The organism is Streptomyces sp. NPDC034670 (assembly GCF_055574875.1).
On record NZ_JBVITR010000028.1, the window covers coordinates 40,702 to 52,946 of the forward strand.

The 12,245-nt window shown below is 75.6% G+C and carries 6 protein-coding genes; all 6 read right to left on the bottom strand.

Going from position 1 to position 12,245, the window contains the following annotated elements; all coding sequences use genetic code 11:
* Positions 1-201 precede the first annotated feature (201 nt).
* A complete protein-coding gene (locus ACZ56B_RS19455; protein ID WP_468791573.1) occupies positions 202-1,932 on the bottom strand; it encodes a serine/threonine-protein kinase in 1,731 nt (576 codons plus the stop codon).
* 115 nt (positions 1,933-2,047) lie between these two features.
* Entirely contained in the window at positions 2,048-3,265 is a 1,218-nt protein-coding gene (locus tag ACZ56B_RS19460; protein WP_468791576.1) for a serine/threonine-protein kinase, read from the bottom strand.
* 147 nt (positions 3,266-3,412) lie between these two features.
* Positions 3,413-5,023, bottom strand: coding sequence for a serine/threonine-protein kinase (locus tag ACZ56B_RS19465; protein ID WP_468791687.1), 1,611 nt, complete (start codon positions 5,021-5,023; stop codon positions 3,413-3,415).
* A gap of 181 nt (positions 5,024-5,204) precedes the next feature.
* Positions 5,205-7,727 carry a protein kinase domain-containing protein gene (locus ACZ56B_RS19470; protein ID WP_468791579.1) on the bottom strand — a complete coding sequence of 841 codons (2,523 nt, stop codon included), beginning with the start codon at positions 7,725-7,727 and terminating at the stop codon, positions 5,205-5,207.
* A gap of 153 nt (positions 7,728-7,880) precedes the next feature.
* On the bottom strand, positions 7,881-9,881 hold the full coding sequence (locus tag ACZ56B_RS19475; protein WP_468791582.1) for a serine/threonine-protein kinase: 2,001 nt from the start codon (positions 9,879-9,881) through the stop codon (positions 7,881-7,883).
* 430 nt (positions 9,882-10,311) lie between these two features.
* Positions 10,312-12,018 carry a glycerol-3-phosphate dehydrogenase/oxidase gene (locus ACZ56B_RS19480; protein ID WP_468791585.1) on the bottom strand — a complete coding sequence of 569 codons (1,707 nt, stop codon included), beginning with the start codon at positions 12,016-12,018 and terminating at the stop codon, positions 10,312-10,314.
* Between the last annotated feature and the right edge of the window lie 227 nt (positions 12,019-12,245).

Genomic DNA, 12,245 nt, shown 5'->3' on the forward strand with positions numbered 1-12,245 from the left:
GTAACAGATTCACCGACCGCTCGCACCGCGCCAGTGAACGCTGGCAACGAACGCCCTGATCAGGGCGTTGACGGTGACCGGCGTTGCGGATCACTACTTTCCGGTCTCGGGCCGGTCGCGGGCTCCCCCGCCCGCCGCCGTCGCCTCCCCGGGGACGCGCCCGGGCGGGCCGGCGCGGCACCCGGGTCCGGGCGGGCCGGTTCAGGGCTCGTCGACGTCCAGGTTCTCGATCACCGTCCTGGCCACCTCGCGCCCGCGCTCCGTGAAGTCGCCCTTGCCCGGGTAGCTGACGGTGAGCTTGTACATGTCGCCCTCGCCGGTCCTGTAGTAGAAGATCCGCATCTCGCGGGGGCGGGGGTCCCGGCTGTCGTCGGTGGTGTAGACGACGGTGTTCTCGGCGGCCTTCTCCCCCCGGTAGGTGAGGTTCGGCCGCGGCTCGGTCTCCGGCTCCGGGTCCGCCGGCATGTCGAGGGCGTAGTTCCCCCTCTCCTTGAACTCGGCGTCGTCGTCGTACATCTCCGCGTCGGCGGAGCCGGCGATGGCGTTGCCGGTGTCCTCGGCCTTCCTGTCGAGCGTCAGGCCGATCCAGATGCCGCCGCTCCAGTCGGTGTACCGGACCCAGTGCCCCCGGTCCGACTTCCGGTCGGGCACGGACCGCTGGTAGTCCTGCGGCACCGCCACGGTCGCCGCGACGTCCTTCTCCCGGTGGGTCTTCCAGCCCTCCGGCAGCGGGCCCGCGAAGGGGTCGGCGACCACCAGGTACGCGGCCACCGCACCGGCCACGACCGCCGCGCCGAGCCCGGTCAGCGCCTTGCGGCCGAGCCGGACGCCCTTGCCGCCGGCGCCGGGGACGGGGACGTGGACGACCCGCGTGGGCTGCGGCTCGGGCGGGTTGGCCGCCGCCTCCAGCAGGACACGGACCCGGGCGGCGTCCGGACGCCGCGCCGGGTCCTTCTGCAGCAGGCCGTTGATGACCTCGGCCAGCGGTCCCTGCGCGGAGGCGGGCGGCGCGGGCGTGGCGTTGAGGACGGACTGGAGCGTGGCGGGGGTGTTGCTGCGGCGGAACGGCGAGACGCCTTCCGTGGCCGCGTACAGCACCACCCCGAGCGACCACAGGTCGCAGGCGGGACCGGGCCGCTGGCCCAGCACCCGCTCGGGCGCGATGTACTCGGGGGAACCGACGAAGCCGCCGGTGTCGGTCAGGTTGGTCTCGCCCTCGATCTGAGCGATGCCGAAGTCGGTGAGGACGACCCGGTCGTACCGGCCGAGCAGCACGTTGTCCGGCTTCACGTCGCGGTGCAGGATGCCCGCCGCGTGCGCGGCCTCCAGCGCGCCGAGCACCTCGAGGCCGACCCGGGCGGCCTCGCGCGCGGAGAGGGTGCCCTCCTCCTGCAGGACGGCGCCCAGCGAACGGCCCTGGACCAGTTCCATCACGATCCACGGCCGGCCGTCCACGACCGCGACGTCGTGCACGTTGACCACCGCCGGGTGGTCGAGCCGGGCGGCGGCCCGGGCCTCGCGGCGCATCCGCTCGAAGGCGTTGGAGCGTTCGCGTTCCGGAAGGTGGTCCGGGACCCGGGGTTCCTTGACGGCGACCTCGCGGTCCACCGTCTCGTCCTTGGCCCGCCACACCGTGCCCATGCCTCCGTGCCCGAGCTTGGCGAGCAGCCGGTAGCGGCCGGCGATGAGCCGCCCGGTGCCGGGCTCGGGGGACGGCTGGGTCCCTGGCTGCGCGGGGGGCCGGGGGTGCGCCGGGGCGTCGGGCCGGGACCGGTCCGGCACGGATCCCGGGCCCTGCGCCTGCTGCGGAACCACCTGCGTGGGCGCCGCGTACGGATTGCCGGGGTGCGGCACGGCGGGCGGGTTCGGTGGTTGCAGTGCGAAACTGGTGGGCTCGTCGGCCCCGTGGCGGGCTCCCCCATCGTTGCTCATGACCCATCCATATCGCGCCATGCTGTCGCGTATCCACCCAGGGCCCGCACCGGTCACAGACCCGTGACCCCCGCCGGGACCTATCTCCCTTTTACGGTGTTTCGCGGATCCGGGGTCACGCGGCCGGGGAGGTGGAAGCGGTCGCCGTGGGGGCGGGCGAGGGGGCCCGCGGCGGGGTCCGGGACACCGAGGGCGACGGACTCACGGGGGTCCCCGGCGCCGTGCTGGCCGGTGTGCCGCCCCCGTCGCCGCCCCGGTCCTGCAGGAGCAGCGCCGCCGCGGAGACGCCCGCTCCCGCCATCGCGGCGACCGCCAGCGCGGCCACGAGCACGCTGCGGGTGGGCGGCCGCCGCGCGGCCTGCTCCGGGGGGAAGCCCGGCGGCCGCCCCTCCTCCTTCGCCCGCCGCGCCGGGGGCCGCCGGAAGGACGGGCCCCGCTCGGACGGCGGCGGCCCGGGCGGCGCGGACTGCGGCGTGCGGCCGGTCTCGCGGAAGGCCCGCAGCATCCGTTCGGCCCGGTCCGCGTCCAGCCGCCGGTCGGGGTCGCGCTCCAGCAGGCCGCGTACGACGGGCAGGATCGGCCCGGCCTCGGCGGGTGGCCGTATCTCGTCGGTCACGACCGCGTGGAGCACACCGCCGAGCGAGTCGCGCCGGAACGGCGACTCGCCGCTGAGCGCCGCGCACAGCAGCGCGCCCAGCGACCACAGGTCGGACTCCGGCCCCGTCCTGGCGCCGGACATCCGCTCGGGGGCGGTGTACTCGGGCGAGCCGACGAACGAGCCGGTCTCGGTGAGCGTGGCGGAGCCCGTGACCCGGGCGATGCCGAAGTCGGTGAGGACGACCCGGCCGGTGCCGTCCTCCAGCAGGACGTTGGCGGGTTTGAGATCGCGGTGCAGGACACCGGCCGCGTGGGCGGCCCGCAGCGCGCCGAGCAGCTCGACGCCGATCCGGGCGGCCTCGGCGGCGTCGACCGGGCCGTGCTCGGCGATGCGGTCGGCGAGCGAGCCGCCGTCGATCAGCTCCAGCACGATGTACGGGCGTTCGTCGTCCTCCACCACGTCGTGGACGACGATGATGTGCGGGTGGCTCAGCTGCGCGAGGGCCCGCGCCTCGCGCAGGGTGCGTTCCCGCTGCCGCCGGGCCTCCGCCGCGGAGAGCGTCTCGTCCAGGGGGAGTTCCTTGACGGCGACGCCGCGCCCGAGCAGTTGGTCGGTGGCCCGCCACACCACCCCCATGCCGCCGCGTCCGAGCATCGCCTCCAGACGGTAACGGCCCGCGATGACACGGGCGTTGGGCCGTGCGGTCCCGTTCTCGGTGTCCCCCTCGGTCCCCATGGGCCCATCATGCCCCACCGGATGCGTCCCTTCCGGCCGGTGATTCGGCCAAGCGGGGCGCGTACGCGCACACCGCGGGCGCGCCCGGGGCGCAGCGGGTTCGGGAGGCCCGGGGGGCGGGGGACGCAGGGCCGGGGCCCGGGGGGCTCAGGGCTCGCGCCAGCTCCGCAGCACCGTCTCGAACTGCCGGCCGGTCGTGGCCCAGTCCTCGGCCGGCCCGGCCATGTAGAGCGCGTACTCGGTGCCGTCCCGCGAGAGGTACATCTGGTCCACCGCCCGGTACGGCCCCGGGAAGTCGGTGTCCTTGGCCAGCGCGGTCCAGGTGTACTCCAGCCGGGCGCTCTCGCGGTCCCGGTAGACGCGGCGCTCCAGGCCCACCCGCCGGTAGTCGACCAGGCGCTGCCCTATCTGCTGGTCCAGGTCGCTCAGGTGCTCGTACGGGTCGTCGAAGTCGGGCGAGTCGTCGGCGGCGATGCGCAGGAAGTGCCTGCCGCCGTCGGGCGTGTAGTCGACCTGCCGGGTCTCCTCGTCGAAGACGACGCGCTCCCAGTCCTCACCGGGCAGGGCGACGCTGAAGCCGTAGGGGTCGGTGCGGCGCACCCAGCCCTCCGGGAGGCCGTCCGGGGGCCCGCTGCCCGCGGTGCCGGACGCGGCCGGGGTGCCGGAGGCGGCCGCGGCGGCGCCGCCCCCGCCCTCGTCCCCCTGCTGCAGCACCACCGCGGTCCCGCCGCCGACGATCGCGGCCAGGGCGACGACCAGCGCGACCAGGCGTCCCCGGCGGCGGGGCGCGGCTCCGGCCGGCGGACGCGGCGGGTGCACGGCCGTGGGGCCGGTCACCATCGGGACCTGCGGGGGCAGGGAGGTGTCCGGCCGGGTCCCGCGCGGCACCGGCGGGTGAGCGGCGACGGGCCGCGTCGGCGCGTGCGCCCGTGGCGGGTCCGGCCGGCGTCCCTGCGCCGCCTCGGCGAGCATCCGCTCGGTCTCGGCCGCGTCGGGCCGGTCGGCCGGATCCTTGCGCAGGAGCGCCCCGATGACGGGTGCGAGCGGGCCGGCGTGGAGCGGTTCGGGGGCCTCCTCCTCGACGATCGCCTGCATGGTGGTCAGCGGCGAGGTGCGGCGGAACGGCGATCGGCCCTCCACCGCCGTGTGCAGCGTCACGCCGAGCGCCCACAGGTCGGAGGAGGGGCCGGGGTCGTGGCCGCGCACCCTCTCGGGCGCGAGGTAGTCGACCGATCCGACGACCTCCCCGGTGCGGGTGATGGCCGCGTCGCCGTCGATCTGCGCGATGCCGAAGTCGGTGAGCAGCACCCGGCCGTCCCGGCCGAGCAGGACGTTGCCGGGCTTGACGTCGCGGTGCAGCACGCCGGCGGTGTGCGCGGCGCGCAGCGCGCGCAGCACCCACAGGCCGACGCGCGCGGCCTCGCGGGGCTCGACGCGCTCCCGCTCCTCCACCGCGTCGGCCAGCGAACGGCCCTCGACCAGCTCCATCACGATCCACGGCCGGCCGTCGTGCTCCAGCACGTCGTGCACCGTGACGACGGCGGAGTGGTTGATCCGCGCGGCCGCCCGCGCCTCCGCGCGGGTGCGCGCCAGCAGCACGGCCCGCTCGCCGTCGGGGACGTAGAGCGCGGCGGTCAGTTCCTTGACGGCGACGGACCGGTGCAGCACCTCGTCGTGCGCACGCCATACCCGGCCCATGCCACCGCTGCCGATGGCGTCGCCGAGCCGGTAGCGGCCCGCCACGAGCAGGCCCTGCATCTGATTCACGTTGCCCCGCAATGTTCTTGACAGGGCCAGGGTAAGTACCCGCTTCGCTCCGGGGAACCGACGGGGTGCCATGGAGACCGCACTGTGATGGTCGCCGCCGTGGGAGGCGGGAGACGGCCGAAGCGTGCGCGCGGCCGGGCGGGAACACGCGGGGACCCGTGGTGAGGGGCCGTCAGCCGGTGAACCGGTAGGTCGCCGCGGCCTGCTCGAACAGCCGCGTCACCTCGTCCCGTTCGGCCTCGGGCCCGCGCACCTGCACCACGTGGTAGCGGCCGTCGATCAGCGCCGCGAGGTTGCGGACGTACAGTTCCTCACCGTCGCCGCCGGTCCAGGTGAACTGCCCCTCGGCCATGGTCCGTCCGCCCACCTCGATGGTCTTCAGACCGGTGGAGGTGGCCCAGCTGGAGTCGCGGTACGGCTGGAGTTCGCGCTCGTCGTCCCGCTGGTAGGCCATGGGGTCGCTGCCGTACCGCGCCGCGCTGTCCCGGCCGGGTACGACGATGAGCTCGAAGGCGCCCCGGGAGTAGACGACCTGGCCGCTGCCGTTCTTCCCGGTGCGCGCCCAGCCCTCGGCGACGGCGACCCGGAAACCCTCGGGGTCCTCGCGCAGCGTGAAGCCGTCGGCGGCCCCGGGTCCGGTGGTCTGCGCCCCGGTGGAGGCGGACGACTCCCCGGGGGCCGCCCCGGAGGGCTCCTTCGAGCCGTCCCCGGAGCCGCCGCCCGGCTCCGGCGAGGTCCGGCCGTCCGCCGCCCCGCCGTCGGTGCCCGGGGCCCGGTTCTCACCGGTCGCTCCGGTGCGGTCGGCCGTGCCCGGGGTCTCCTCGCCGGCCTTCGGCAGGAACAGCACGGCGTACGCGATCGCCGCGGCCATGGCGAGCAGCACCAGCAGGAGCAGGGTGCGGCCCAGCCGGCGCGGTGAACGCTCCCGCTTCCTGGCGCGCTTGTGCCGTCCGTGGTGCGCGGGCAGTCCGGCGCGCCGCCTGCGCACCAGCTCGCCCCGCCGCCGTACGACCGGCAGCCGGCTCGCGTCGACGGGCGGCGCCGTGATGACGTGCAGGCCGGCCTCCGGTTCGGGCGCCGACCGCACCAGCGAGCGCAGCCAGCCGCGCAGTTCCTCGAAGTCGGGCCGTTCGGTGGGGTCCTGACGCAGCAGCGACTCCACGACCGGCCGCAGCGGTCCGCACTCCTCGGCGAACGCGGGCGGCTCGGCGCACACCATCTGCACCAGCTCGGCCGTCGACTCCTCCGGGTACGGCGCGTGCCCCTGGACCGCCCGGAACAGCAGCGCGCCCAGCGCCCACAGGTCGGTCGCGGGCCCGATCGGTGCGGCCAGCTGCCAGTTCTCGTGCACGGGACCGGCCTGCTCCGGCGCCCACCGCTCCGTCACGGGCCCGACGACGGCCATCCGGGTCTGCCGCGCCCGCTCGGCGGCCAGCGCGGTGGCCGGACCGCGGTGCGCGGGCGGGCGGGCCACCGGGTCGTCCCACCGGGCGGGCGGGGCGGCCGTGCCGGGCCCCGGCACGTCGGCCGCGGGTTCGAGGCCGCGGCCGGCCGCCACGGCGCCCACGCCGTAGGGGTCGGCCGTCCGCCCCGGCGCGGCCGCGCCGGCCGCCCGGTCCGCGCCCCCGACGCCCTGCTCCGGGACGTACGGCGACGGCGCGGCGCCGCGGCCGTGCGGGGCGGGGGCCGGGACGTCGCCCTCGGGGGCGGGCCGGGCTCCGGGCAGGGCGGCCCGTCCGTTCTGCCGGGCCTCCTGCACCCGGGCGGCGGCACGGGCGCCCGCCCGGTACGCGGCGATCGCGCCCGCCCGAGCCGCCCGCACGTCCCCCGCGCTGTCCAGGGCCCGCGGGGCAGCCGCGGCGGAGCCGCCGCCCGCCGTGTCCGTCCCGCCCGAGGGCAGCCGGCCGGCCCGGGCCTCGATGGCGGCCCGGCGTGCGGCGTCGGGGTCGTGGGGTGCGGCGAACCCGGGTGGCCAGGACGGGCCGCGCCCCGGGTCCGGCGTCCCCGCGGGCGCCACCGGACCCAGGGCCCCGACCGCCCCCGGCCGCTCGCCGGCCCCTCCACCGGGCTCCTCGTCCGGGGCCGGCACCGGGTCGTAGCCGCACAGCGCCTCCTCCGCCGCGCCGACCGCGAGACCGGTCAGCATCACCCGGCCGTCGTCGCAGACGAGCACGGTGCGCGCGGTGATGTTGCGGTGCACCCAGCCGTGGGAGTGCAGCACCCGCAGGGCCGTCAGCACGTCGGAGGCGACCTCCGCGGCCCGGTACGGGGACAGCGGTTTCTCCGCGAGCAGGGCCGCCAGCGGACGCGCGGCCACCAGCTCGCTGACGATCCACAGCGAACCGCCCTCCGCGAACACGTCGAAGACCTGGTCCAGCCGCGGATGGTCGGGAAGGGCGGCCGCCGCCTGCGCGGCCTCGACCGCGCGCCGCACGACCGGGTCGGTGGGCCGCCGCACGCCCGCGGGCCCGGGGCCGCGTCGCGCGCCCCCGTCACGGGCCGTGAAACCGTCGGGCAGTCCCTCCGCGTCGAGCACCTCGGCCTCGACGACCTCCGGCAGCGGGATCTGCCGGACCAGGACCTCCTGGCCGCTGTAGGTGTCGAAGGCGGGCGTCTCGGTGAGTTCGTACGCGTCGGAGGGCGGCAGCGGCAGGCGGTAGCGGTCGGCGAGCACCCGTCCCGCGTAGTCCTCCACGTTGCCTCCCCCGGCCGTACGGTCGGTCAGTTCCGTTCGCCCAACGGGCCGTTCCGGCTTCGTACGGTCCGCGAGCACTCACGATACGTGCCGGAGGCAACCCGCAGAGAGGGGATGCCACATCTCCTTTCCCCTTCTCCGTCCCGCTCATGCTCAGGACCTGGGTCGGAACGACTCCGTCAGCGTCCGCCAGGTGTCCTTGCGCAGCTCGTCGTCCCACCGGTCGGCCTCGGCCGTGTACATCAGCGCGTAGCCGACCCGGCCGTCGACGACGAACCCCCGGTCGATGGTCCGGTACTTCGTCCCGCTCTCCACGTAGGTGAACTCCCAGTCGGCCGTGTTCCACCCCCGGTACTCCACCCCCTCGATGCGGATCTTCCGGTACTGCGAACGCACCATGTAGCGTTCCTGGTTCTTCCAGTCCGCCACGGGGTCGTCCTTCGGGGTGGACGTCCAGGCGACGAGCAGCTTCTGTCCGTCGGGCCCGGTGAACCGGTCCCCGGCGCTCCCCGTCGACCGGTACTTCCAGCCCTCGGGCAGACCGATCGAGTACCCCTGCTTCCCCTGGTGCGTCACCTTCACCGGGGCGCCGCCGTCCCCGGCGGAGCCGTCCGGGTCCGCCGGGGCGTCGGAGTCGCCGGAGCCGCCCGCTCCGTCGCCGGTCTCCGAGGGGCCCGTCGCCGAACCGGCCTCCCCGCCCGCCGGTTCGCTCGCCGTGCCGTCGGTGCGGGTGCCGTCGCCCTCGTCGCTCCTGGTGTCCGCGCTCGGCGTCTCGCTCGCGACGACCCCGCCGTTCCCCTTCGCCCCCTGGCCCTTCTCGTCGTCACCGCCGAGCGTGAAGAACAGCACGGCGCCGAGGACGGCGAGCACCACGGCCACCGCGATGATCACCAGCGTCCGCCGCGGCACGACGTCGGTGAGCGACGCCTTCGGCACGGGCCTCGCCGGCAGGTCCGGCGGCGTCATCACCGGCCATCCCGAACTCCGCCCGCCCGGGGCCGGCGCGTTCTGCGCGGTCGTCCGCGCCGTGGCCGGGGCGGAGGCGGACGACGCCCCCGCCGCCCGGGAGCCGGCGGCCCCGCCGGTTCCCGAAGACGCGCTCGCACCGCCGGACTTGGCGCGGGTCGTGGCCGCCGCTCCGGCCGAACCGGCGACCGCGGCCGCCTTCCGCACGGAGCGCAGCGCGCCCCGCAGCCTCTCCCCGGGCTCCTCGCCCTGCCCGCTCCCGGCGTCGCCCCGCCCACCGGGCTGCTCCGGCAGCGGCACGACCTTCGTCGCGTCCGCGGGCCCCGATCCGGTCTCCGGCGCGTGGATGACGGCGTTCAGCATCGCCCGGGCCCCGGCGTCGTCGAGCCGCTGGGCGGGGTCCTTGGTGAGCAGCCCGTGGATGACGTCCCGGAGCGGTCCCGCGTTCTTCGGCTCCTCGAGCGGCTCGGTCATCACCGCCGTGAGCGTCGCGATCGCGGATCCCTTGTCGTACGGCGGCGATCCCTCCACCGCCGCGTACAGCAGCCCGCCGAGCGACCACAGGTCGGCCGCCGGGCCCGGCTTGTGCCCGCGGGCCCGCTCCGGGGAGATGTAGGAGGGCGCGCCGACCAGCATGCCGGTCGAGGTGATGGACGGGTCGCCCTCGACCTGGGCGATGCCGAAGTCGGTGAGCACCACCCGGCCGTCGTCGGCGATCAGCACGTTCGACGGCTTCACGTCGCGGTGCAGGATGCCCTCGCGGTGCGCGGAGCGCAGCACGTCGAGCACGGCCAGCCCGACCTCGGCGGCGCGCTTCGGCTCCAGCAGGCCGTCCTCCCGGATGGCCTCGGCGAGCGACTTGCCCTCGACGAGTTCCATCACGATCCAGGGCCGGTCGTCCTCCTGGACCACGTCGAAGACGGTCACGGCGCTGTTGTTGCGGATCCGCGCGATGGCCTTGGCCTCGCGCAGCGTCCGCGTGATCAGCCGCCGCTTCTCCTCCTCGTCGATGTTCGCCGGGAACCGGAGCTCCTTGACGGCGACGGTACGGCCCAGGGTCTCGTCCTCGGCCCGCCACACCGTCCCCATGCCGCCGCGGCCGAGCACGTCTCCCAGCCGGTACCGCCCGGCGAGGAGACGTGCGCCCTTGTTCTGACGGGATGTCCCCGCCCGCTCCGCCTCCGACATGCGTCCCCTCATGCAACCCGCCCTGACAGAGCCTTCATTGTCCCTCACCCGACAAGTGGTCGACGCCCAGGGTGCCTCTGGCGGTGTGCCGGGCCCCGGGTGCGCGGAGCCCGGACGAAGGCGTGGTTCCGCCCGCCCGCGCGGTGGGACTCCGGCGATGCGGGAGCCGGGGCGCCGCCGTTCCGAGCCCTCCCGGCCGTTCCCGTGCGCCCCTCGTTCCGCCCTCCCGGCGGTGAGCCGCCGTCCCCGCGCGGGACGGCCGGCGCGCCCTCACCTTCCGGGTCGCCACGGGCACGGGGGCGCACTCCGGCCCCGAACCCGCCGCGCCCGCGGCTAAGTTCCGCCCCGCACCCGTGGAACGACCGGATGACGGACGGAGATCCCGACTCGCCGCACCCGTTCGAGTGATGCGGGTGCTCCGGGCCGGCTCCTACAACGGCACGATGTCCGGGGCCCCCAGGCGTGCCGCGTCCGCCGTCAGGTCGTCGGGCTGCCGCTGCGACTCCCGTTCGGCCTCGACCCGCTTCTCGTAGTGCCGCACCTCGCGCTCGATCTGGTCCTCGCCCCAGCCCAGCACCGGGGCCATCAGTTCGGCGGCCTCCCGCGCGCTGCGCGTCCCCCGGTCGAACGTCTCGATCGAGATGCGGGTGCGCCGCGTCAGCACGTCGTCCAGGTGCCGCGCCCCCTCGTGCGAGGCGGCATGGACGACCTCGGCGCGCAGGTAGTCGTCGGCGGCCTGCAGCGGCTCGCCCAGCGAGGGGTCCGAGGCGATGAGGTCCAGGACCTCCTGCGCCATCGTCCCGTAGCGGTTGAGCAGGTGCTCCACCCGCACCGTGTGCAGTCCGGCGCGCGCGGCGATCCGCGCCCGCGCGTTCCACAGCGCCCGGTACCCCTCGGCGCCCACCAGCGGCGTGTCCTCGGTGACGCAGTCGGCGACGCGCAGGTCGAGGCCGTGCACCGCCGCGTCCACCGCGTCCTCGGCCATGACCCGGTACGTCGTGTACTTGCCGCCCGCCACCACGACGAGCCCCGGCACGGGATGGGCCACGGTGTGCTCGCGCGACAGCTTGCTGGTGGCGTCCGACTCCCCCGCGAGCAGGGGCCTCAGGCCGGCGTACACGCCCTCGACGTCGTCCCGGGTGAGCGGGACCGCGAGCACCGAGTTGACGTGTTCCAGCAGGTAGTCGATGTCCGCGCTGGACGCGGCCGGGTGCGCCTTGTCGAGGTCCCAGTCGGTGTCCGTGGTCCCGACGATCCAGTGCCGGCCCCAGGGGATGACGAACAGCACGGACTTCTCGGTGCGCAGGACGAGACCGGTCGTGGAGTGGATGCGGTCCTTGGGGACGACCAGGTGGATGCCCTTGGAGGCCCGGACGTGGAACCGCCCCCGCTCCCCGACCATCGCCTGGGTGTCGTCGGTCCACACGCCGGTGGCGTTGACGACCTGCCGGGCGCGGACCTCGTACTCGCCGCCGCCCTCGACGTCCTGCACCCGGGCGCCGACGACCCGTTCGCCCTCGCGCAGGAAACCGGTCACCCGCGCCCGGTTGGCGGCCTGCGCGCCGTACGCCGCGGCCGTGCGCACGAGCGTCGCCACGAACCGGGCGTCGTCCACCTGGGCGTCGTAGTACTGCAACGCGCCGACCAGCGCGTCCTTCTTCAAGCAGGGGGCGGTCCGCAGCGCGTGACGGCGGCTCAGGTGACGGTGCAGGGGCAGGCCCCGCCCGTGGCCGCGGGCCATCGACATGGCGTCGTAGAGCGCGACGCCCGACCCGGCGTACAGCCGCTCCCAGCCCCTGTGCCGCAACGGGTACAGGAACGGCACCGGCCGCACCAGGTGCGGGGCCATCCGCTCCAGCAGCAGGCCGCGTTCCTTCAACGCCTCCCGCACGAGCGCGAAGTCGAGCATCTCCAGGTACCGCAGGCCGCCGTGGATCAGCTTGCTGGACCGGCTGGAGGTGCCCGACGCCCAGTCACGCGCCTCGACCAGCCCCGTGGACAGGCCGCGGGTCGCGGCGTCGAGCGCGGTGCCCGCGCCGACCACACCGCCGCCCACCACCAACACGTCCAGTTCGTGCTCGGCCATGGACGCGAGTGCCTCGGCGCGCTGCGCCGGCCCCAGTGCCGCTGTCCTCACCGCTGCCTCCCGCTCATCGGTCGCGTGGGCCGCGCCCGTCGGGCGAAGCCCGGTCCCCCTCACTCATGCCCGAATTCTGACCGGCTTGCCCGACTTCGGCCACCACGCGCCCCCACCTGTGGACGACTCGCGGGACGACTCACCGAAACTCGGCCGATCAATCCCACATATCGGTCATATTTACTCCTAGTCTGACATTGCGCTCGCCCGTCCTGTCCACAGGGCTT